Origin of the sequence: Nitrospira sp. ND1 (genome assembly GCF_900170025.1) — a bacterium.
GTDB lineage: Bacteria > Nitrospirota > Nitrospiria > Nitrospirales > Nitrospiraceae > Nitrospira_A.
In genome coordinates, this window is record NZ_FWEX01000006.1 from 892,656 (window position 1) to 914,021 (window position 21,366).

Below are 21,366 nucleotides of genomic sequence, written 5' to 3' on the forward strand. Positions count from 1 at the left end.
CAAGAGGCGCGCTCGATGATCAAACTGTTACGCGAAGCTGCTCACGACTATCCATGGTTCCTCAAATCCATCATGGGCCTGCTCGCCCTCGCGTTCGTCATTACGATGGGCTGGTGGGGCTTCGGCCAGGAAGGCGGCAACGTCGTCGCCTCCGTCGGAGACCAGGTCGTCCCCTTGGATGAATATCGCCGGGCCTATGAAAATACGTATCGCTTCTACAAAGACAAGGGACAGAACGACATCAAGGATGAGTTTCTGAAGCAGTTTGTGCTGGAGCAACTCATCGACAATCGCATGTGGCTGCACGTGGCGAAAGAGATGGGCCTGACGGTCTCCGACGAAGACTTGCGCAAAGCGATCATGCAACGCACAGAGTTTCAGAAGAACGGGAACTTCGATCCCGAGGCGTACCGACGATTGCTGTCCGCAAATCGTTTGACCCCCGCTTCATTCGAGGCCATGGAAGCCAAGGATATTCTCACCAACAAAGCGCGGCTGGTCATCATGGATGCTGTGGCGCTCACGCCGGCTGAATATACGGAAGCACAGACACTCGCGGCTCGCGAAGGGGACGCCGATCCGGCCAAGGCTGCTGCGGCCAAGGAGCGGGTTTTCCAAAGCCTCCTGTTTCAGAAGCAGCAACGGGCGTTGATGGCCTACGCGGAGTCGATGAAGAGCAAAGTTCCCGTGAAAATTCACAAAGAGCTTATGTAACGGTCGCCCAGCCACTCCCGATCAGCATCGCATCCCCATAACTATAGAATCGATACCGTTGCGCCACTGCCTCTTCATAGGCGGCGCGGAGCGGTTGCACACCCACGAAGGCGGACACCAGCATCAGCAGGGTCGTCCGCGGCAAATGAAAGTTTGTCACCATCGCGTCGATCACCTGAAATTCAAATCCCGGGGTAATAAACAGTTCGGCCGGTCCCTGAAAGGGCTCAATCCCGCGCCCGCCTCGCGCCGCTGTCTCCAGGGCGCGCACGACCGTAGTGCCCACTGCCACCACACGATTCCCCCGCTCCCGCGTCAGGCGAATCTGCGCCACCGTCTGCGCCGACACCTCGATTCGTTCGGCCAGCATGCGATGGTCTTCGATTCGCTCGGTCTTCACACTGCGAAACGTGCCGGGGCCGACGTGTAACGTCACCTGTGCCAGCTCGATTCCCTTTCGCGCCAGGGCCTGCACCAACTCGCGCGTAAAATGTAGCCCGGCGGTGGGCGCCGCAATAGCCCCTTCATGTTGAGCAAACATGGTCTGGTACCATTCCTGATCGTCCGCTGACGGTTCCCGTTTGATATACGGAGGAAGCGGCATCGTGCCCGTGGCCTGCATGAGTTCGTAGACGCTTGCGACACCCGACACCTGTACGGTCGTTCGAAGCCGGCTGCGCTCGACAATCTCTCCGGTACCGCCGCCCGGAAACTCGATCACCGCGCCTGGCCGAAAGCGTCCCTTGATCAGCACCTCCCAGATCCCCTGCCCGAGATCTTCCACAAACAGCAGGTCGAGGAGTTTTCCGTTCGACCGGACCTGCGCGGGCACACGGGCCGGCATCACCTTGGTGTTATTCACCACCACGAGATCCCCCGGCTTCAGCAATGATGGAAGGTCAGCCACCTGCCGGTGCACGCGTTCGCCTCCCTGCCGATCCAGCACAAGCAAACGCGCGCGATCACGCGGGATCACCGGGTGATCGGCTACAAGTACTGGATCAAAGGGGAAATCGAACTCGCTGAGTAACATCAGGGGGTCGGTATCACCGGCATCATCAACTGCGAGAGCGCCGCGTTGTGCAACTCGGTTCCAGGATAGTAATACTGCAGAATACTGCTGTACGAATAGCCCAGCTCGGCCAACTCTTTCGCGCCCCATTGGCAGAGCCCCACGGCATGGCCTGCTCCATAGCCGGCAAACACCACCTCGGCACCGATCGATTCCACCTCGAACTGGGTGCTGGGAATGACGGTGTACCCCACGGCCTTCCGAAGATCCTCGCCACGCAATACCGTCTCTCCGCCGGAGTGCAAAATCCGCAGGCGCGAGACCCGTCCGGCCCGGCTGTAGGCAATCGGAGTGATCGTGGCAATCGTTCCCACAGAGAAACCCTGATGCCGCAGATTGTGCTCAAGTTGATCGATCTTCACACTGGCCCGCCATTGATAGTAGGGCGATTCGAGATCGAATGGGCATTCGACCCCCTTGAGGTAGGGCAGGTCTTTGTTCGCCCAGACATTCACGGCATCTTCCGTCGGACCGGCCGCGGTGGATGAGAACGCGGCATAGATCGGCGCCTGTTGATGGGTGACGACAATGCCTCGCGTCGATTCAACCGCATCCTCCACTCGGCGGTCTACTCCTGTGCGACCTCGATACACCTGATCCTGAATGGTCGCCACCACATCATAGTCCCGTGCCGCACTGAGCATTTTGTTATACAGCGCATAGGTCCGTGCCGCCACGGCCTGCACCTTCAACATTTCCTGGTGCCAGGCCGAACTGACCTCCGACGGCACGACCCCCTTCACATACTCCTCCAAATCGACCTGGTTGACAACCGAGAGCCCGTGCCCTTTGCGCGACAGACGCACAACCCCGCTGAGCGCCAATGGAGCTCCCGCGGTTGCGCCTCCCTCTTTGCCGATCACCAGCGAGAGGTTGTTCCGCAGCGGACGGATGAGGACCTGCCCGCCCATGCTGCGCCGGCCATCGACATGCACGCCGTCTCCTCGGGCCGTGAGATGGATCGGCGCTTGCAGGATTTTCGTGTCGCCCGTCTCCGTCACAAGAGCGAGAGCGCCCTCTGATCGCACTTCCACCAACGGCGCCTCTTGGGCCAAGAGGACGCGAATGGATTCGGCAAAGACGGCCGGTACGCAGAACAGCGCGAGCAGCAACATGCCCCCCGCTGCGGCCAGGCTGGATGACTGATGTCGAGTCAGCGGCGAAAGAGCCATGAAAGGAAGTAGAACACCAGGCTCAGCAGGATGCTGAACACGAGACTGGTCGCGATCGGGACATACAGACTGAATCGCTCTCGCGTGACCGAGAAGTCGCCCGGCAATTTACCGATCCACGCGAACGCAGAGCCAAGGCCTGGCCATTTTTCCGCCAGCGTGAGCAGCAGCCCGACGGCGACCAACACCAGGCCCGCCACAATCAACGATCGACCGATACCAGTCCACGCTGCCATCGTTCATTGTATCAGACATTCGGCGATCTGCACGGCATTGAGGGCGGCGCCCTTCCGAAGGTTGTCGCTCACGACCCAGAGGTTCAACCCATTGGTGATCGACTCGTCCACACGAACCCGCCCGACATACACGTCGTCCTTACCGGACACGTCGAACGGCATCGGATACAGTTTCTTGACGGGATCGTCGTACACAATCACACCAGGCATCTCCGCCAGCGCAGCCCGCGCATCGTTCGCCTTCAACGGACGTTCCAGCTCAACGTTGATCGCTTCGGAGTGACAGCGCAACACCGGCACCCGCACCGTAGTCGCCGTGACCCGCAACGACGGCATCTCCAGAATCTTCCTGGTCTCTTGAACGATCTTGACCTCTTCCGAACAGTCACCGCCGTCACCGAATGAGCCGACCTGCGGCAAAAGGTTGAACGCGATCTGATAGGGATAGACCTGCACCTTCACATCTTGGAAAGCCATCAAGGCCTTAGTCTGATCGACGAGTTCATCCATGGCCGCCGACCCGGTGCCCGATACCGACTGAAAGGTGGTCACCACCACCCGCTTGATGCCTGCAATATCGCGAAGCGGCTTCAGTGCCATGACCAAGGGGGTTGTGGTGCAGTTCGGAATGGCCACAATCCCGCGCTTCATCGAGCGCAACGCTGCCCCATTGACCTCCGGGACGACCAGCGGGACATCGGGATCCATCCGGAAAACCGCGCTGTCATCGATGACGACGACCCCGGCCGCGCCCAACCGCGCCCCGTAGTCCCGACTGATGGTATCGGTCGCGGACACGAACGCGATGTCGACTCCGGCAAAGGAAGAGGCCTCCGTCAGTTCCTCCACCTTATACTCCTTGCCCTGGCACGACAACACGTCGCCGGCCGACCGCTTGGAGGAGAACAGGCGCAACGTCTCGATCGGAAAGTTGCGTTCTTCCAGAATCTCTAGACTTTCTTTTCCCACGGCCCCGGTCGCACCGAGAATCGCCACCGTATAAGCCTGTTTCTTCTTCAACATGATGCTGTCCTTACGCAGTCGCGGTCAGAACCCTGATGCGGTGATTGAATGTATCCGCAACATAGACGGTCCCGGACGCGTCCACCGCTACACCGAATGGATAACTGAGACTTCCTGCCAAGGCATCGCCGCCATCGCCGCCGAACTGCGCGACACCGGTACCGGACAAGCGAGAGATCGTCTTGCTACGCCCGTTCCACACCCGAATCAAGTGACTGTCTGAATCCGTCATATACACGTTTCCATCAGAACCGACGGCAATCCCAGCAGGCCTGGAGAGGCTCGGCGAACTGGGCTCAGCCGGTCCCTGGTATCGATAGGTCCCGCCGTCTCCCGCTACCGTCGCAATCTGCCCCGTCGCCGGATCGACAGATCGTATCCGGCTGTTAAACGTATCAGCCACATAGACGACGCCGTCTCCGCCTAACGCCACGCCGCTGGGTCCGGCCAGACTCGCTTGAACGGCCGAAACCTGGTCTCCGCTATAGGCCGCCGTTCCATCTCCGGCCACCGTGGTGATGACCCCGGTCGCCAGGTCGACCCGACGCACACGGTTATTGCTTTGATCCGCGATGTACAACGCCTCGTCGCTGACCGCCAACCCGGTCGGTTCATTGATCGCGGCCGACACCGCCGGTCCATCATCGCCGGAATACCGCGCCTGACCTGTGCCGGCCACGTTGGTGATGATCCCGGTCGCCGCATCGACCTTTCTCACCCGGTGGTTCATTGTGTCGGCGATGTAGAGGTTGCCTGCGCGATCGACGGCTACTGCGCTGGGGAAATTGAGTCGCGCTCGCCTGGCAGGGCCGCCGTCGCCTGAATCGTGCTCGACCGTCAAACGCCCTCCGGTCACATACCGAACGGTGCCACTCAGATCGGTCACCTGCGTGTAGGCCTTGGTACTATCACCGGAATGGTCGGCAAAGGGATCCTCGTCTTCCTCAGCCTGCGCCGCCACAGGCGGTTCAGGCACTGCCGGTCCGGTCGCTCCTGACGGACAAACTCCGGCCACGGTCGTAATGATGCCTGTGACCCGATCAACTCGACGCACAACATGGTTTTCGGAATCGGCAATATAGAGGTTACCCTCCCGATCAACGCACAAGCCTTTCGGCTCGTTGAGTGAGGCGGCACCCGCAGGCCCACCGTCACCGGCGTACCCCGGCTCGCCGTTGCCTGCCAGAGTCTCAATGATTCCGGATTGTGTCGTGCGTGTCGTCATAACTTACGAGGGAAGGTTGCGCACAATCGCATCACCCATCTCAACGGTGCCGACCAGCTGCATGCCTTCGGCATGAATATCCTTGGTGCGGAACCCGAGTTCCAGCGTCTTGACGATGGCCTGCTCGATCGCCGCTGCTTCCTTGTCGAGCTGAAACGCATAGGACAACATCATTGCGGCAGAAGCGATCGTTGCAATCGGATTGGCGATGTTTTTGCCGGCAATATCAGGCGCACTGCCATGGATCGGCTCGAACAACCCCACCTTGGCGCCGACACTGGCGGACGGCAACATGCCGATCGACCCGGTGAGCATCGCGGCTTCGTCGCTGAGAATATCCCCGAAGATGTTGTTGCACAGCAACACATCGAACTGCCGCGGATTACGCACCAGCTGCATCGCGCAATTGTCGACATAGATGTGACTCAAGGCCACGTCGGGATACCCTTTGTGAACGTCCGTGACCACCCGCCGCCACAACTCCGAGGACTCCAGCACATTGGCCTTATCCACCGAGGTGACCTTTTTACGGCGCTTGCGAGCCGCGTCGAACGCCACCACGGCAATGCGACGGATTTCCTCGGTCGTGTAGACCTCCGTATTGAAGCCACGCTCTCCGCCGCCCGGCAGCTTTTCAATCCCCTTCGGCTTGCCGAAATAAATCCCCCCGGTCAGCTCCCGGATCACGAGCATATCGATGCCCTCAATCACGTCACGCCGTAACGTGGAGGCGTCGGCAAGCATGGGATAGAGCTTGGCCGGTCGGAGGTTGGCATAGAGTCCGAGTTGCTCCCGCAGCCCCAGCAAGGCCCGCTCAGGACGAAGGCTATATTCCAGACCTTCCCATTTTGGCCCGCCGACGGCGCCGAGCAACACGGCATCGCTGTGCTTTGCGATGGCGAGCGTCTCAGCCGGAAGCGGCACGCCGACTTTATCGATCGCATGGCCGCCGACATCGCCGGATATAAATTCAAACGTATGCCCGTAGCGTTCCGCAACGACCTTCAACACCTTGACCGCTTCCGGAACAATTTCACGGCCGACTCCATCTCCGGCCAGGACTGCGATTTTCGCGTTCACGTGCAGATCTCCTCTCGACTATCCACCAACGGCCTCATCCTCCGCGGTCCAGGCTGGATCGACCAGGCAGAGAAACTCAATCGGGGCTGTTCCATTGTTCACTAACGATTGCTTGGCCCCCGGGGGCACGTAGATCACGGAGCCCGCCTCAACCGCAACCGATTCGTCCTCCACCTTCATCACCCCCCGGCCGGCAATGAAGTAATACACTTCGGAAGATTTTAAGCGATGCCAGAGGCTCTGCTGACCCGGGGCGAGCAGTCCGTGCGCCAGGCTATATCCGAGCGCGAGCGATGCCTTTGCCGGGTGCAGCAATTCCCGCAGCCTGGTGTGATCGCCCGCCAAGAATTCCGGGCATCGTTGAAGATGCGTGTTTAGCATCGTGCACCGAGATCCATAGTAGGAATGACAGACGATGTCGCTCCGTCCAGTCCGATACGAACGCATCGGCCCGGACGGAGGAATCTACCCTGCAGGTTGGGCTCAAATCAAGCTGACCTTCTGAATCCCTTCAGCCTGTTTCGCAGCAAAATAGGCCAATTTATTGAGCGCATTCAGATAGGCCCGCGCAGCCGCCGTAATGATATCGGTATCGGCGCCATGGCCGGAGACCGTTCGACCGTCCTCTTCGACCCGCACCGACACCTCCCCTTGCGCATCCGTCCCGCCGGTAATGGCATTGACCCCGAACATCAGTAACTTGCTCTTCGTCTGGGTCATCGCGGCGATCGTCCGGTAGACCGCATCCACCGGGCCGTCGCCGGTTCCGCTGTGAGAGACCAGTTTCCCATCGATTTCCAATTCCACAGTCGCCGTAGGAGTCTTATTGGTTCCACTTTCGACTTGAAACGATTTCAATACCACCCGTTCCGACATTTTCGCGACTTCTTCGGACACAATGACTTCGAGATCTTCCTCATAAATCTCTTTCTTTTGATCGGCCAGCCGCTTGAATCGTTCAAACGCGTGGTTGACCTCTTCTTCCGTCAACTTATAGCCCAAATCCTCGAGCCGCTGACGAAACGCATGGCGCCCGGACAACTTGCCCATCACCAGCTTGACCTGCTCAAGACCGACAGATTCAGGCCGCATGATCTCGTAGGTCGTCTTATCTTTCAGCAACCCATCCTGGTGAATCCCCGACGTGTGGGCGAAGGCATTGGCACCGACAATGGCCTTGTTCGGTTGGATAACCATACCGGTAATCTTGCTCACCAGGCGGCTGGTTTTGGAAATCTCCTCCGCCACGACCTTGGTGTCAGCCCCGTACCAGTCTCTACGCGTCCGGAGACCCATCACAATCTCCTCCAGCGAGGTGTTGCCGGCCCGCTCGCCAATGCCGTTGATCGTGCACTCGACCTGCCCGGCCCCTGCCACCACCGCCGCCAAGCTGTTAGCGACGGCCAGCCCCAAATCGTTGTGGCAATGGACGGAGATGACGGCTTGCCCGCTATTCGGAACACTGTCTTTGATCCGCTTGATCAGGCCGCCGAACTCTTGAGGCACGGCATACCCCACCGTGTCGGGAATATTGATCGTTCCCGCCCCGGCCGCAATGACCGCCTCGATCACTTCGCACAGATACGCCGGATCGGACCGGCTCGCGTCCATCGGTGAAAATTCGACGTCATCCACATAGGTGCGAGCCAACTGCACCATCTCCACCGCGCGCTTCTTCGCTTCCTCGCGGGTCATCCGGAACTGGTGCTTGAGGTGGATGTCCGACGTCGAGAGAAACGTATGGATCCGCACACGGGGCGCGCCCTTCAACGCTTCCGATGCCTTCGTGATGTCTTCCGGCCTGGCCCGCGCCAGGCTGCACACCACTGGGCCTTCAACCTCCAAGGCGATCCGACGAACCGCTTCGAAATCTCCCGGCGAACTATAGGCGAAACCGGCTTCGATGATATCCACGCCGAGGCGCGCCAGCTGCTTGGCGATCATAAGTTTCTCTTCGACGTTCATGCTCGCCCCCGGTGACTGCTCACCGTCCCGCAACGTCGTATCGAATATTCTGATCATCCTGGTCATGGCTTACCCTCCTCCTGTCCCGCAGCTTGCTCAAACGGATCTTCCAACGCGGCCGCAGGCGAGAAAACACCGGAGGCGTACCCTCTGGGGTACGTTGAGGATGTTTTCGAGCCGAGAACAAAATTGGAAGGCCGTTTCAGCATGCTGCCAATAAAAAAAGCCTCCGCCCCGGGACAGGGACGAAGGCCTTGCGAGCTTCGTGGTACCACCCTGATTCAGCGAGGGATGAAGTATGTCCTTCATCCGAACGCCCTTCATTCAATCCGTGACGCGGATCATTCGGAACCCATTACAACCCCGGGGGGCTTCACAAGTCCAGCTCAGAGGCGAGTTCGGCAGATCACCGGCTGGTTCGCACCATCCACCAGCTCTCTCAGTTCGGTCAGCGCTGCCTACTACTCCTCGTCGTCGCTGTTGTTACTCTCTCGAATCGAGTACCGGCGTGTCCGTTTTCGCCACCGGCTTCCCTGCACTCTTGCTCACCATCGTCCACAGACGCGCCAATGGACCCGACACGGCGTACCCGGTAAACGTCACGAACAACATCGCCTGCGGCCAGGCGACAATCAGCATCAGCGCAAGAATCCCCCACACCAGATAGGTGAAATGATCCCCACGCCGGAACTTCATGTCCTTGAAGCTGCGATACTTGATCGTGCTGACCATCAAGAACGCCAGCGCGAACGTGATCACGAGGATCAACAGCGGCTTCACTTCCGAGCCCATCTGGGTGATGTGCAGATCGAAGATCACCAACGACGCAATGACACCGGCTGCGGCAGGAATAGCCAAGCCCGTGAAGTATTTGCTGTCGGAGGTGCTCACCGTCGCATTGAACCGGGCCAGGCGAACCGCCCCCATGGCCACATAGGCAAACATCACTGCGACCCCGAACATGCCCTGGCCGCTCAGCGCATAGGAATAAATCAGCACGCCAGGTGCGACCCCGAACGACACCACGTCGGAAAGAGAATCATACTCGATGCCGAACTGGCCGGTACTGTTCGTCAGTCGGGCCAACTTCCCGTCCAACATGTCGAAAATCATGCCGACCAGAATGGCGATGGCTGCCACCAGATGCTGCCCGTTAAACACCGACAGGATCGCGAACACGCCGCAGAACAGATTTCCCGTCGTGCAGAGGTTCGGGATCAGATACATGGCCTGTCGCTTTCGATTGCCCTTCGCAAACGGAGCTCGCATGGCCGGTGATTTCATCGGAGTTCCCCCACGATGGTTTCGCCCCCTTTGACGCGGTCACCCAAGGAGACACAAATCTTCGAGCCGAGCGGAAGGAAGGTATCCATCCGCGACCCAAACCGTATCAGCCCAAACCGCTCTCCCCGCTCCACACGATCACCCTGCCCGACCCAGCACACGATCCGCCGGGCAATCAGCCCGGCAACCTGCACACATAGCACTTTCGCCCCTGACTCCGTCTTCAGCATCACGGCGTTCTGTTCGTTTCTGAGCGTCGCCTCCGGCTTGCTCGCCACGAGAAACTGGCCGGGCTGGTAACTCACACCCTCCACCGTCCCAGCGCAGGGCATCCGGTTCACATGCACATCGAAGACGTTCAAGAACACCGTCACACGAAGGCTCTTTTCCTTCAGGTAGCGCGGCTCGAACTCTTCCTCAATCGCAATGACTTTGCCATCCCCCGACGACACCACCACATTCGGCTGCTGCGGAATGGTCCGACTCGGGTTCCGAAAGAACCACGCCGTAAACAGCGTGAACCCGCCAGCAATCACGGCCGGAATGATCCAACCGGCCGCTCCGAACAGCAGCGTCGCGCCCACAAGACCACCGACAAACGGCAAGCCTTCTTTTACGATCGGTATCCCGACGGCTCGATCAGCCATAGACCTCCAGGCCTTCTTAATGATGCTATCACGAAGAGCCCGGTCGCAGGGTTAGTTTTTGTTCTTGTCGACGAGCTGATCTTTTTTCAACCAGGGCATCATCGAGCGAAGTCGGGCGCCGACTTCTTCAATCGGATGGCCCTCGCCCTTTTTTAGCAGGGCGTTGTAGACCGGCCGGTTCGCCTGGTTCTCCAACACCCATTCTTTCGCGAACTGACCGCTCTGGATCTCGCCGAGAATCTTCTTCATTTCCTGCTTGGTCTGATCCGTCACCACGCGCGGTCCGCGGGTGATGTCGCCATACTTTGCCGTGGTGCTGATCGAATAGCGCATGTTGGCGATGCCGCCCTGATAGATCAGGTCCACGATCAATTTCACTTCATGCAGACACTCGAAATAGGCCATCTCAGGCGAATACCCGGCCTCGACGAGCGTCTCGAACCCGGCCTGGATCAGGGAGGTCAACCCTCCGCACAACACCGCCTGCTCGCCGAACAAATCCGTTTCGGTTTCTTCACGGAAGTTCGTTTCAATGATGCCGGCCCGTCCGCCGCCGATGGCGCTGGCGTAGGCCAAACCCACCTGGCGCGTGTTGCCGCTGGGATCCTGATGCAATGCCAGCAAACAAGGAACGCCGCTGCCTTTTGTATATTCCGACCGCACCAGGTGCCCCGGTCCCTTGGGCGCCACCATGAAGACGTTGATGTCCGCGGGCGGCACAATCTGCCCGAAGTGAATATTGAACCCGTGACCGAAGGCCAAATAGGACCCGGGCTTCAGATTCGGAGCGATCTCCTGGCGGTAAATGGCCGCCTGTGCCTCATCCGGAGCCAGAATCATGATGACATCGGAGGCTTTGACGGCATCGGCCACCGGCATGACCTTCAGTCCGCTCGCTTCCGCCTTCTTCCAGGAACTGCCTTCACGCAAACCCACGACGACATTGGCGCCGCTTTCCTTGAGATTGAGCGAATGGGCATGGCCCTGGCTGCCATAGCCGATCACGGCCACTTTCTTTCCGCGAATGAGCTGTAAATCGGCATCTTTGTCGTAATAGATCTTCATACATCACTCCTGAAGGTTCATAGGGCACATGGGTGGAAACGACAGTTGCACACAGGGGATGAGCGAATTATTCCCGGGCGATCTTTTTGGGTTGGCTGAGGGCCGGCCGGATCGCTTCACGCGCAATCGCCACTCGCCCCGTTCGAATCAGTTCCTTGATGCCGAGCGGCTGGAGCAGATTAATGATGGCCTCGAGCTTCTTTGGATCACCCGTCACCTCGATGGTGTAGGTCGAGGGCGTCGAGTCAATCACGTTGGCCCGGAAAATATCTGCGATCCGGAGCGCTTCGGCTCGGTCTTCTGCCTTGGTATGAACCTTGATGAGCGCCGTCTCCCGCGAAACGAATTCACTCTCATTGAGATCCACGACCTTGATGACATCGATCAGCTTATTCAGCTGCTTGACGATTTGTTCCACGATCCGTTCGTCCCCCGACGTGACGATGGTCATCTGCGACATCGAGGGATCCAGCGTGGGGGCGACCGACAAACTTTCGATATTGAAGCCGCGGCCGCTGAACAACCCGGCCACGCGGGATAACACGCCGAACTTATTTTCTACCGTGACCGAAATGATATGTTCCATCGGAAAACTCTATCCTGATAGCTGTCGGCTGACAGCGTGATTTAAGCGGTTAAGATCGTGTCCTTATCTTCGTCGGACCCGGTGCTGGGCGCGCCGGCCATTCTTCGCTTCAGTTCAGGCGGATCTTCGAGAATCATCTCGTGATTGCACCCGCCCGCCGGAATCATCGGATAACAATTCTCATAGGGATAGGTCGGCACATCGACGACGACGGGCTTGTCGGTCGCGATGGCTTCCTTCAACACGGTATCCAGATCCCCGACCTTGCTTGCGCGCAAACCGACCGCCCCATAGGCTTCGGCCAGCTTCACGAAATCCGGCGTGGTGTCGAGGTAGCTCGACGCATACCGTCCTTCGTAAAACAGGTCCTGCCACTGCCGAACCATGCCGTGGAAACGATTGTTCAGAATAATCACCTTGACCGGCAGCTTCGACACCACCGCGGCGGCCATTTCCTGCATATTCATTTGTATGCTGCCGTCGCCGGCCACACAGAGCACCAATCGATCTCTGAACGCGGCCTGCGCCCCCATAGCAGCCGGAAACCCGAACCCCATGGTACCCAAACCGCCCGAGGTCAACCAGCGATTCGGTCGGGCAAGCTTGAAGTACTGCGCCGTCCACATCTGGTGCTGGCCCACATCGGTCGCCACGATCGGATCACGATCCTTCGTCAGTTCATACAACCGCTTGACGACATGTTGCGGTTTAATCGCCCCATCAGGCTCCTGCTGGTAGGCCAACGGATGCGCCTGCTGCCATTCGCGGATTTGATCCCACCAGGGCTTGCGCAGATCCTTTTGGTTCCCGTTCACGGTGGCACGGAGAATTTGATTCAGCTCCCGTAAGACGGCCTTGCAATCGCCCACGATGGGAATATCGACATGGATATTCTTCCGGATAGAGGTCGGATCGATATCGATGTGAATGACCTTCGCGAACGGGCAGAACTCCGACACCTTCCCCGTCACGCGATCATCGAAACGTGCCCCCACGGCAATAACGAGATCGGAGTAATGGACAGCCATGTTGGCACAATAGGTGCCGTGCATGCCCATCATGCCCATGGACTGCGGATGTTCGCCCGGGAACGCCCCCAGGCCCATCAATGTCATATCCACGGGGATCTGAGTCATCTCCGCCAATTCGAGCAACTCTTTGGATGCCTGCGAAAAGACGACGCCCCCACCGACATACAGAATGGGCTTCTTCGCCTTCATGATGGCTTCGGCAGCCTGCTTAATCTGCCACTTATTTCCCTCGTAGGTCGGATTGTAGCCGCGGATTGAGACCGAGCTGGGATAGGTGAACTCTGTTTTGGCCATGGACACGTCTTTAGGAATATCCACCAAGACCGGTCCTGGACGGCCGGTCGTGGCGATATAGAACGCTTCCTTGATGGTCGTCGCCAGGTCGTTCACGTCCTTCACGAGGAAATTGTATTTTGTGCAAGGCCGGCTAAGGCCGATGTTGTCGGCTTCCTGAAAGGCGTCGTTGCCGATCAAACTCGTTGAGACCTGCCCGCTGATACACACCAACGGCACGGAATCCATATAGGCATCGGCCAGAGCCGTAATCACGTTGGTCATACCAGGCCCGGACGTCACCAAACACACACCGGCCTTGCCGGTAGCCTTGGCATAGCCTTCGGCCATATGCCCCGCGCCCTGTTCGTGCCGGGTCAAGACGACTTCGATATCTTTTTGCTGGTGCAGCATGTCGAAAATCTTCAACACCACACCGCCCGGCAAGGCGAAAATTGTTTTCACGCCTTCGGCTTTTAAGCATTCGATCAGGATTTCCGACCCTGTAAGCTTCATATCACCCTCCCCTTCGCACATCGTGACGAAGGACGCGATGCCTTAACTGAGAACACTCGACTGTCTGCGTCACACACGCGACACAGACTGCTACAATCTTTCTGGAAAATCAACGGGTAAGATGGCGGATCGTATCACCAGCTCTCAAGTGAGGTCAAGAGAGCCGATGCACGAATTCTTCGCCGGGGAGACTGGTGCCGGCTCATGCCCCGTGATATAGGGGAGTCAGCCAACCCATTGATCGTGCTGCCTATGAATCCTCTACGCGTCACCATCATGTCCCGCCACGAGTGCCATCTTTGTCGAGTGGTCACACGGGTGGTCGGACAAGTGCAACAAGACCTTCCCTTTGAGCTCATCACAGTCGATATCGACAGTGACGAGCGCCTCCGCAAACAGTACAGCGACCGCGTGCCGGTGCTGTTGATCAATGACCGGGAAACGTTCTCCGGCAAGGTGACCGCCGGAGAGCTGCGTGAAGCGATTAAAAAAGCGCGTTGGAGAAACCCTATAAGCCGGATTCTGTCCCGCGTGAAGCTTGCGCTCACACGGGGGTGATCATTTCTCTGGGACTCGAGTTACCTCGAGCCTCAAGCAACCTACCCGGGAACTTCGGCCGGGCCGGCCTTTCTGCCGAGCTCTCGCGAGCCCACAGGCGTCCCCCTATTTGGTCTTGCTCCGGACGACGCTTACCGTGCCGTTGATGTCGCCATCACCGCGGTGGGCTCTTACCCCACCGTTTCACCCTTACCTGAGCCGGCGCACTCGACCGAAGTCTCCCGCGCCGGCCATCGGCGGTTTGTTCTCTGTGGTGCTGGTGTCGGATCGCTCCGCCTGGACGTTATCCAGCGTCCTTGCCCTTGGAGTCCGGACTTTCCTCCCGTCGAGCAAGCTCGACGAGCGAGCACCCGTGCCCCCCCAACGCGCAACGAAAGTATACGAGCCGCCCGATAGGGATTCAAGCGGCGAGCCCTCCGGCGCTAACGCAACGCTGGAAGCTCGTGGTTGGGCGCCGGTGGCTTCGACTGATAGATCGGCATGGCCTCCGACATCCATTCCTCCAGCTGCTCGATTCTAGTCTCGTGGCTGGGGTGGGTCGACATGAATTCCGACGCCGATTTGCCGCCGGACAGTTCGCCCATTCGCATCCAAAGCTGAATCGATTCCCGTGGATCGTACCCGGCATCCGCTGCGAGTAACACCCCGACATAGTCGGCCTCGGACTCATGTTTCCGGCTGAACGGGAGCAACACCCCGACTTGTGCACCGACACCCAATGCTGCCATCGCTCCTTGCGAAACCACCGGATTGGCGCCACTCACACCGAGCGCAATTCCGATCGCCTGCAAGGTCGTCTGCGCCAAGGTATTCTGACTCATCCGTTCCCCGCCGTGCCGTGCCAACGCGTGCACAACCTCATGGCCCATCACGGCCGCAAGTCCGGCCTCGGTCTTGGCCACCGGAAAAATACCGGTGTAGACGGCGATCTTTCCGCCCGGCAGCGCGAACGCGTTCATCGTCTTGTCGTCCTTGATGACCGTCACTTCCCACTCGAATTGATTCGCCATCTCGCTGTACTTAGAACGCTTGGCTGCTTCGATCACCCGCGCCGCCACCCGTTTCACCGGTTCAATCTCCCGCGGGTCGGTCGACTGTTTCATCTTCGGATCATTCTTCACTTCGGCATAAGCCTGGGCGCCCATCTGCGTTTCCTGAGACATCGGCATCATCATGAGCTGCCAGCGTCCGGTGTAGGGGTTGGTTTGGCAGCCTGTGGTCACCAGCATGGCCACGACAACACCCGCGAGGCACAGCATGTTCGACCGCATCATGGACGTCCGTCTTCTGACCATCTTCTGTTGAGCCTCCATCACACGCCTCCGCAAATTGACCAGTCCGGTGAGCTCTGCTAGATTACCGCGCCGCCCGGCCAGTTGCTACATGGGAGTTTCACCGAGTGCCTGCCGCCACCAGCCTCTCCTCGCTCAATCGCATCGGCATCGATGAGTCCGGCAAGGGGGACTATTTCGGTCCGTTAGTTATCGCCGCTGTGTTCGTCACACCGGCATTGGAGCAGGACTTAGCCCTGATGCAGGTCCGGGACAGCAAGAAAATCTCCGATGGGCGGATCCTCGAACTGGCGCCCGACATCCGCCTGCTCTGCCCCCATAGTCTCGTGGCCATCGGGCCGCAGCGATACAACGAGCTGTATGCCAAGATCAAGAATTTGAATCGCCTCCTGGCTTGGGGACATGCCCGTGCCCTGGAAAATCTGCTCCAGCAAGTCGAGTGCGACCTCGCGATCGCAGACCAGTTCGGGGACGAGCGATTGATCTTGAATGCACTGCAAGTAAAGGGAAAACAGATCCGGCTGGTTCAACGTACGAAAGCGGAATCCGACCTGGCTGTGGCAGCGGCCTCAATCCTGGCTCGGGCGGAGTTTCTTCAGCGCCTCGATCGACTCTCTCAAGAGCTGAACACGACGCTACCCAAGGGCGCATCACCCGCCGTGGAACTGGCCGGGCGAATGGTGGTCAAAAAATACGGACGTGACCGGTTAGGGACCGTCGCCAAGTTGCACTTCAAGACAACGAAGCAGGTCCTGGGAGAAACCTAGAAGGATTCACCGACTTCCAAGTTCTTCGCTTGATCGTGATCCACAGTCCCCTTCGCCTCGGTAGCCGGGTCCCCTTCCCAATACAGCATCCGATAGCAATAGGGGCAGGTATGGACATCTTCCCCGCGTTTGACCTGCGAGACCAGCTGCGGCGGCAATTGAAGACGGCACCCTACGCAAATGCCGTCCTTGATGAGTGCCAGCGCCTGCTCTTTCCTTGTAGTTTTCAGTTTGTTGTATCGGGCCAGGAGTGATTTTTCGACTTGTCCCGACAGGTGCTTTTGCTTGACCTCTAGTTCGGCCAGCTCGGTTGCAAGCAGCCGGTCCTTCTCGTCCAGCTTTGCCTTCTCTTTGATGAAGAGGGCTTCGGATTCCTTCAGCTTTGCCTGCACATCGACGATGGTTCGCTGCGTCTGCTCGATCTGCTCCATCGCCAGCAGAATTTTTTCTTCAATCTCGCCCCTCTTCTTATTGGCAAGTTCCACTTCGAAGAGATGCGCCTGATATTCCTGATTCGTTTTTAACTGGGCGGCGCGGTCCTTCATCTTACCGATACGGTCTTCGTGCGCCTCAAGATCCTTCTCGTGACCCCGGCGATCCTTAACGAGCGATTCGACGGAAGCGGACGCCTCCCGAAACAACCGCTTCGCCTCGCGAAGCGGCGCCTCATTTTCTTCCAGCCGCTCGGGGATTTTTCGCCGCTGCTCCTTGAGATCGGCGATCCGAAGGTCGAGTTTTTGCAATTCAATGAGGGGGGAAAGCTGTAGGTTCAACGGGCTCCTTGTGGGTTATGCGATACCGATGTCGACCGGACACCGTTCGCACGGAATTCATCGTGAGGCACTCAGGTTGGTGGGCCCACTAGGACTTGAACCTAGGACCAGCTGATTATGAGTCAGCCGCTCTAACCACCTGAGCTATGGGCCCAGCCCTGCGAGCCAGTACACTGAACATAGTCCGCCTGATGCGATGGCCTATGCCAACCGGCCCTGGGAGATGCACACGCCACCCACACCTGGTTCGAGCGGGCTCGATTCTAGGCTGCCGCTTAAGCAGAGTCAAACCACCCGTGGCTGGGCGCCTAGAGGCTCTCCACAAAACTGCGCAACTTCTTGCTGCGACTCGGATGTCGGAGCTTGCGCAAGGCTTTCGCTTCGATCTGCCGGATGCGCTCACGTGTCACTTCAAAGTCCTGCCCCACTTCCTCAAGAGTATGATCGGTGGCCTCGCCGATCCCGAACCGCTTGCGCAAGACCTTTTCCTCTCGAGGCGTGAGGGTTTCCAGCGCGCCGTTGATCTGGCGTTGCAAGTCATACCGAATGGCCGCTTCCAACGGCGAGACCGCCTTCTTGTCCTCGATAAAGTCGCCCAAGTGACTGTCTTCTTCCTCGCCGATCGGGGTTTCGAGGGAAATCGGTTCGCGCGCAATTTTCAGGATTTTTCGGACCTTGTCGAGCGGCAAGTCCATGCGCTCGGCGATCTCTTCCGGGGTCGGTTCGCGACCGAGCTTCTGCACCAGATGGCGTGAGGTCCGGATCAGCTTGTTGATCGTTTCGATCATATGGACCGGAATGCGGATCGTCCGGGCTTGGTCGGCAATGGCACGAGTGATCGCCTGCCGGATCCACCAGGTGGCGTAGGTGCTGAATTTGTACCCGCGCTTGTACTCAAACTTGTCGACCGCCTTCATGAGGCCGATGTTCCCCTCTTGGATCAGATCCAGAAACTGCAGACCCCGGTTCGTGTACTTCTTGGCGATACTCACGACCAACCGCAGGTTGGCTTCGACAAGCTCCGCCTTTCCTCGCTTCACTTTTTCTTCGGCCACATCGAGATGCTTGACCGCGTCCTTAATTTCTTCGGCAGAAATCAGCGCCTCTTCCGTCTCAAGTTGGCGAATCCGGCCCTTGGCTGCCTGATAGTGCTTCTTGATGTCCTGCAGCACCTCTTCAGAGAGGCTGGTCCGCCGTTTGACCGCCAGAAGATCCTTGTGTGTCCGGCACAACCGCCGCAAGAGCTCCGCACCGGCTTCACCGCCGACGCCCAACCGGCGTTGACAGCTCGTGACTTCACGTTCTGCTTGGCGAAACAGCAGATTGAGGTCCCGAACCCGCTGCGTCATCCGGTCTTTCAACACACCGTGCAGATTGACCGACTCCATCTTGTCGACGACCTGCCCGCGCACCGTATCGATCTGTTTGCGCAGTTTCTTCTGCTTCTCAGGATCGGCGCCCACATGGCGGGCCTTGTCGTACAAGTCTTTCAGCGAGGCCGAGACCTTACGGACCGCATTGAGAGAATCCAGCGTTTTGACCCGCAGCTCTTCGTAGTCCTTCTCGACGGCTTCTTCTTCAAAGTCTTCTTCCGTCTCGACCACCGGCACGATCTCCCGCACATCGATCTTGCCGTTCTTCAGCTGATCCCGCAGATTGAGCACGAACTCCAGAGTCATCGGGAGGCCGTAGACGACCGTGGCGATATCTTTCTTGCCCTCTTCGATCCGCTTGGCAATCTCGATTTCGCCCTCGCGGCTCAGCAGCGCAACGCTTCCCATCTCTTTCAGGTAGAGCCTGACGGGATCGTCGGTTCGGCTGAGGGCCCCAGGTGTCAGATCGATCTCTTTTTCATTTTCCTCGGACGCCTCGGCTTCTTCGCTTTCCTCGATGGCCTCTTCGCCTTCAGCGGCCTTCGGGGCGCGTTCGGTCTCAGCAGACTCCACAATCTCAATGTCCATTTCCCCGAACATCGTCATGATCGTGCTGAACTGGTCCGATGACACGACATCGGCCGGCAACGTGCTGTTGAGATCGTCGTAGGTGAGAAAGCCCTTCTCTTTGCCGAGATTGATGAGCTTCTTCACCTCGCCGAGTAATTCTTGTTTCGGCATACCTACTCCTTCACCGCAGACGTCAGCGCAGCCGGCATCACGCCGGCCTTCCGAATCCGCATCTCGTTAATCAATCCGTTCAGGCGGTGCACATCCGCTTCACGCCGCTCCCGTTCGGCGGCCTTCAACTCCTGAATCAGGGCCCCCATGGTCCGCTCACGGCCTCTCCGCTCCAGCGTTTCCAAACATCCGGCAATATGTGCCGGGACATCATCATAATGCTGCTCCAGCATCGACAACTCAGACACTAATGAGCCACAGTTCTCGTCATTGATCAAGGCATCCAGCAGGCCCCGGACGGACACCCGCCCATCCTGCTCAAGATGCTGCATCGCGCATTCAATCAGTCGGCGATAGGCCGGTGCGGAAAAGGCGTCCGGCGACAACTTCCGAAGATCCTCGGCCGACAGACTTCCCTGCACCAAGAGATGTGCCAGATCACGCTCCTCCGGATTGCCCTTCGGTTTCGACGCCGCCGCAGCGGGCAGGGCCGTGGGCCGGGAAGAAGGCCGGCGTGTCTCCTCGGATGCCAGCGTCGGATAGCGATCAATCAATCGTTGCTGGCTGAGTCCCAACCGTTCCGCAACTAAACGAATCCGTTCCTCTCGCTCGATGGGATGGGCGCTTTTCTGCAGAATCCGTAACACCTCATCCACAGCGCGGATCCGGTCTTCCACGGTCCCGGACTCAGCCGTCCGCAGACTATGCTCCACGGCAAAATCCAGCAGACTCGGGGCCGCTTCATGTAAAGCCGTAAACCCTTCGGCCCCGTATTTCCTCACGTACGTATCGGGATCATCTCCCTCCGGAAGCGAGACAACCTTGACGCTCAACCCGCTATTAACGAATAAATCCAACGTCCGCAGTGCAGCCCGTACCCCGGCCTGATCGGGATCGAACAGCAGCACAACATTGGAGGCAAAGCGCCTGATCACGGTGATGTGTTCGGCGGTCAGGGCTGTGCCCAATGTGGCGGCCACATGGCGGATGCCGGCCTGGTGCAACGCCACGGCATCGAAATACCCTTCCACAATGATCAATGTGTGTTGCTGCCCCGCCGCCTCACGAGCTGCTTCCAGGGCGAACAAGGTCTGCCCCTTCTTAAAGAGCGGCGTCTCGGGGGAGTTCAAATATTTGGGCATCCCCTCGCCGAGAATACGTCCGCCGAACGCCACGACCCGCTTGCGCAGATCCATGATCGGAAACATGACCCGGGCGCGGAATCGATCGTAGTGGCCTGACACGGCGGCTTTCTGTTGTCCGCTCTGATCTCGCGGAATGGACAGGCCCGCCGCAACCAGATCCGCAGGGGCGAAGCCCTCTTTCAACATAGCTTTGGTCAATCCATCCCACTCCGGCAGGGCATAGCCGATTTGAAACTGCGCCATTGTGTTGTGCTGAATGCCGCGCCCGTCGAGATAAGCACGGGCAGGAGCACCGGCGGTGTTATCCAGTAACATGCGCTGATAATAGGCCCCGGCCGCAGCATTGAGCCGCTCCAGCCGACCCAGCTGCGTGCGCGCCTCGCTGGAATATCCACCGGCCGACTCCGGAACATCCACCCCTACCTTGCGGCCCAGATCACGAACAATCTCAGGAAAGCCGGCCCCGGTCAATTTCATCAAAAACGTATACACATTGCCGCCGGCGCCGCAGCCGAAGCAGTGAAAAATCTGTCGCGAAGAGCTGACCGTAAAGGAGGGAGACTTTTCTTGATGGAACGGACAGAGCCCCTTAAGATTCTGGCCGGCTCGGGTCAATGCCACGTGTTGACCCACGATCTCCGCGATGTCCACTCGGTCTCTGATTTGGTTGATGACGTCGTCCGAAATCAGGCCTTGGCCCACGGCGGTCCTCGCTTGTGCCCGCAGGGATCCAACCAGGCTGCAGCCGGCTGGAGTGCATTAAGCGCGATTGAAAGTTGACCGTTCACCCTAACAAACGGTCTGCATAAGTGTCAATCGAGGAGAGGA

Annotated in this window: 19 protein-coding genes, 1 tRNA gene, 1 other RNA gene and 1 pseudogene; 3 read left to right on the forward strand and 19 right to left on the reverse strand. The window is 58.7% G+C overall.

Annotated elements, in window-relative coordinates; all coding sequences use genetic code 11:
* Nucleotides 1-15: 15 nt before the first annotated feature.
* Nucleotides 16-714, forward strand: coding sequence for a SurA N-terminal domain-containing protein (locus NSND_RS08955; RefSeq protein WP_080878693.1), 699 nt, complete (start codon nt 16-18; stop codon nt 712-714).
* Here the strand turns inward: NSND_RS08955 and queA are convergent.
* The 13 genes from queA to ilvB all read right to left on the reverse strand — a co-directional run bounded on the left by queA (nt 707) and on the right by ilvB (nt 13,889).
* Nucleotides 707-1,747, reverse strand: coding sequence for a tRNA preQ1(34) S-adenosylmethionine ribosyltransferase-isomerase QueA (gene queA / locus NSND_RS08960; protein WP_080878694.1), 1,041 nt, complete (start codon nt 1,745-1,747; stop codon nt 707-709). The two genes, NSND_RS08955 and queA, sit on opposite strands and share 8 nt — an antisense overlap.
* Nucleotides 1,747-2,958, reverse strand: a complete 1,212-nt coding sequence (locus NSND_RS08965) for a SpoIID/LytB domain-containing protein (RefSeq protein ID WP_080878695.1) — start codon at nt 2,956-2,958, stop codon at nt 1,747-1,749. Before NSND_RS08965 ends, queA begins: the two co-directional genes overlap by 1 nt.
* Nucleotides 2,940-3,194, reverse strand: a complete 255-nt coding sequence (locus NSND_RS08970) for a DUF2905 domain-containing protein (protein WP_080878696.1) — start codon at nt 3,192-3,194, stop codon at nt 2,940-2,942. The genes NSND_RS08965 and NSND_RS08970 overlap by 19 nt, the downstream gene beginning before the upstream one ends.
* Nucleotides 3,195-3,197: 3 nt before the next feature.
* Nucleotides 3,198-4,217 (reverse strand): aspartate-semialdehyde dehydrogenase, encoded by a 1,020-nt coding sequence (locus tag NSND_RS08975; RefSeq protein ID WP_080878697.1) that lies wholly within the window; start codon nt 4,215-4,217, stop codon nt 3,198-3,200.
* 10 nt (nt 4,218-4,227) lie between these two features.
* Nucleotides 4,228-5,442: an NHL domain-containing protein gene (locus NSND_RS08980; RefSeq protein ID WP_080878698.1), complete on the reverse strand. Its 1,215-nt coding sequence runs from the start codon at nt 5,440-5,442 to the stop codon at nt 4,228-4,230.
* Between the two features lie 3 nt (nt 5,443-5,445).
* The gene (gene leuB / locus NSND_RS08985) at nt 5,446-6,522 is read right to left on the reverse strand and encodes a 3-isopropylmalate dehydrogenase (protein ID WP_080878699.1); all 1,077 of its coding nucleotides are present in this window, start codon (nt 6,520-6,522) and stop codon (nt 5,446-5,448) included.
* A gap of 18 nt (nt 6,523-6,540) precedes the next feature.
* Nucleotides 6,541-6,903, reverse strand: a complete 363-nt coding sequence (locus NSND_RS08990; protein ID WP_080878700.1) for a cupin domain-containing protein — start codon at nt 6,901-6,903, stop codon at nt 6,541-6,543.
* A gap of 102 nt (nt 6,904-7,005) precedes the next feature.
* Nucleotides 7,006-8,553, reverse strand: a complete 1,548-nt coding sequence (locus NSND_RS08995; protein ID WP_080878701.1) for a 2-isopropylmalate synthase — start codon at nt 8,551-8,553, stop codon at nt 7,006-7,008.
* Nucleotides 8,554-8,970: 417 nt separating this feature from the next.
* The gene (pssA, locus tag NSND_RS09000; protein WP_080878702.1) at nt 8,971-9,771 is read right to left on the reverse strand and encodes a CDP-diacylglycerol--serine O-phosphatidyltransferase; all 801 of its coding nucleotides are present in this window, start codon (nt 9,769-9,771) and stop codon (nt 8,971-8,973) included.
* Nucleotides 9,768-10,418: a phosphatidylserine decarboxylase family protein gene (locus NSND_RS09005; RefSeq protein ID WP_080878703.1), complete on the reverse strand. Its 651-nt coding sequence runs from the start codon at nt 10,416-10,418 to the stop codon at nt 9,768-9,770. Before NSND_RS09005 ends, pssA begins: the two co-directional genes overlap by 4 nt.
* Nucleotides 10,419-10,469: 51 nt before the next feature.
* On the reverse strand, nt 10,470-11,483 hold the full coding sequence (ilvC, locus tag NSND_RS09010) for a ketol-acid reductoisomerase (protein WP_013247587.1): 1,014 nt from the start codon (nt 11,481-11,483) through the stop codon (nt 10,470-10,472).
* A 67-nt stretch (nt 11,484-11,550) separates the two neighbouring features.
* Nucleotides 11,551-12,069, reverse strand: a complete 519-nt coding sequence (gene ilvN / locus NSND_RS09015; protein WP_013247586.1) for an acetolactate synthase small subunit — start codon at nt 12,067-12,069, stop codon at nt 11,551-11,553.
* Nucleotides 12,070-12,110: 41 nt separating this feature from the next.
* Complete coding sequence (gene ilvB, locus NSND_RS09020) at nt 12,111-13,889, reverse strand: biosynthetic-type acetolactate synthase large subunit (RefSeq protein WP_080878704.1); 1,779 nt, start codon at nt 13,887-13,889, stop codon at nt 12,111-12,113.
* 276 nt (nt 13,890-14,165) lie between these two features.
* Between ilvB and NSND_RS22100 the strand changes: the two are divergent.
* Nucleotides 14,166-14,363, forward strand: a pseudogene (locus NSND_RS22100) (glutaredoxin family protein); the annotation flags it as partial.
* A 21-nt stretch (nt 14,364-14,384) separates the two neighbouring features.
* Here the strand turns inward: NSND_RS22100 and rnpB are convergent.
* Nucleotides 14,385-14,809: RNase P RNA component class A (gene rnpB / locus NSND_RS09030), an RNA gene on the reverse strand.
* Between the two features lie 60 nt (nt 14,810-14,869).
* Nucleotides 14,870-15,760, reverse strand: a complete 891-nt coding sequence (locus NSND_RS09035) for a M48 family metallopeptidase (RefSeq protein ID WP_080878705.1) — start codon at nt 15,758-15,760, stop codon at nt 14,870-14,872.
* Nucleotides 15,761-15,846: 86 nt separating this feature from the next.
* On the opposite strand from NSND_RS09035, the gene rnhC reads away from it, so the two are divergent.
* Nucleotides 15,847-16,506 carry a ribonuclease HIII gene (rnhC, locus tag NSND_RS09040; RefSeq protein ID WP_080878706.1) on the forward strand — a complete coding sequence of 220 codons (660 nt, stop codon included), beginning with the start codon at nt 15,847-15,849 and terminating at the stop codon, nt 16,504-16,506.
* Here rnhC and NSND_RS09045 read toward each other — a convergent pair.
* The 4 genes from NSND_RS09045 to dnaG form a co-directional block, all read right to left on the reverse strand.
* Entirely contained in the window at nt 16,503-17,279 is a 777-nt protein-coding gene (locus NSND_RS09045) for a zinc ribbon domain-containing protein (protein WP_080878707.1), read from the reverse strand. The genes rnhC and NSND_RS09045 overlap by 4 nt on opposite strands.
* A gap of 77 nt (nt 17,280-17,356) precedes the next feature.
* Nucleotides 17,357-17,433: transfer RNA gene (locus NSND_RS09050), tRNA-Ile, on the reverse strand.
* 154 nt (nt 17,434-17,587) lie between these two features.
* A complete protein-coding gene (gene rpoD, locus NSND_RS09055) occupies nt 17,588-19,393 on the reverse strand; it encodes an RNA polymerase sigma factor RpoD (protein WP_080878708.1) in 1,806 nt (601 codons plus the stop codon).
* Between the two features lie 2 nt (nt 19,394-19,395).
* A complete protein-coding gene (dnaG, locus tag NSND_RS09060; protein ID WP_159450709.1) occupies nt 19,396-21,240 on the reverse strand; it encodes a DNA primase in 1,845 nt (614 codons plus the stop codon).
* Between the last annotated feature and the right edge of the window lie 126 nt (nt 21,241-21,366).

What these genes read in the sequence shown, in the direction of transcription:
- NSND_RS08955 (WP_080878693.1), top strand. Translation starts at nt 16, where the DNA reads ATGATCAAACTGTTACGCGAAGCTGCTCACGACTATCCATGGTTCCTC.
- queA (WP_080878694.1), bottom strand. Translation starts at nt 1,747, where the DNA reads ATGTTACTCAGCGAGTTCGATTTCCCCTTTGATCCAGTACTTGTAGCC.
- NSND_RS08965 (WP_080878695.1), bottom strand. Translation starts at nt 2,958, where the DNA reads ATGGCTCTTTCGCCGCTGACTCGACATCAGTCATCCAGCCTGGCCGCA.
- NSND_RS08970 (WP_080878696.1), bottom strand. Translation starts at nt 3,194, where the DNA reads ATGGCAGCGTGGACTGGTATCGGTCGATCGTTGATTGTGGCGGGCCTG.
- NSND_RS08975 (WP_080878697.1), bottom strand. Translation starts at nt 4,217, where the DNA reads ATGTTGAAGAAGAAACAGGCTTATACGGTGGCGATTCTCGGTGCGACC.
- NSND_RS08980 (WP_080878698.1), bottom strand. Translation starts at nt 5,442, where the DNA reads ATGACGACACGCACGACACAATCCGGAATCATTGAGACTCTGGCAGGC.
- NSND_RS08990 (WP_080878700.1), bottom strand. Translation starts at nt 6,903, where the DNA reads ATGCTAAACACGCATCTTCAACGATGCCCGGAATTCTTGGCGGGCGAT.
- NSND_RS08995 (WP_080878701.1), bottom strand. Translation starts at nt 8,553, where the DNA reads ATGACCAGGATGATCAGAATATTCGATACGACGTTGCGGGACGGTGAG.
- pssA (WP_080878702.1), bottom strand. Translation starts at nt 9,771, where the DNA reads ATGAAATCACCGGCCATGCGAGCTCCGTTTGCGAAGGGCAATCGAAAG.
- NSND_RS09005 (WP_080878703.1), bottom strand. Translation starts at nt 10,418, where the DNA reads ATGGCTGATCGAGCCGTCGGGATACCGATCGTAAAAGAAGGCTTGCCG.
- ilvC (WP_013247587.1), bottom strand. Translation starts at nt 11,483, where the DNA reads ATGAAGATCTATTACGACAAAGATGCCGATTTACAGCTCATTCGCGGA.
- ilvN (WP_013247586.1), bottom strand. Translation starts at nt 12,069, where the DNA reads ATGGAACATATCATTTCGGTCACGGTAGAAAATAAGTTCGGCGTGTTA.
- ilvB (WP_080878704.1), bottom strand. Translation starts at nt 13,889, where the DNA reads ATGAAGCTTACAGGGTCGGAAATCCTGATCGAATGCTTAAAAGCCGAA.
- NSND_RS09035 (WP_080878705.1), bottom strand. Translation starts at nt 15,760, where the DNA reads ATGGAGGCTCAACAGAAGATGGTCAGAAGACGGACGTCCATGATGCGG.
- rpoD (WP_080878708.1), bottom strand. Translation starts at nt 19,393, where the DNA reads ATGCCGAAACAAGAATTACTCGGCGAGGTGAAGAAGCTCATCAATCTC.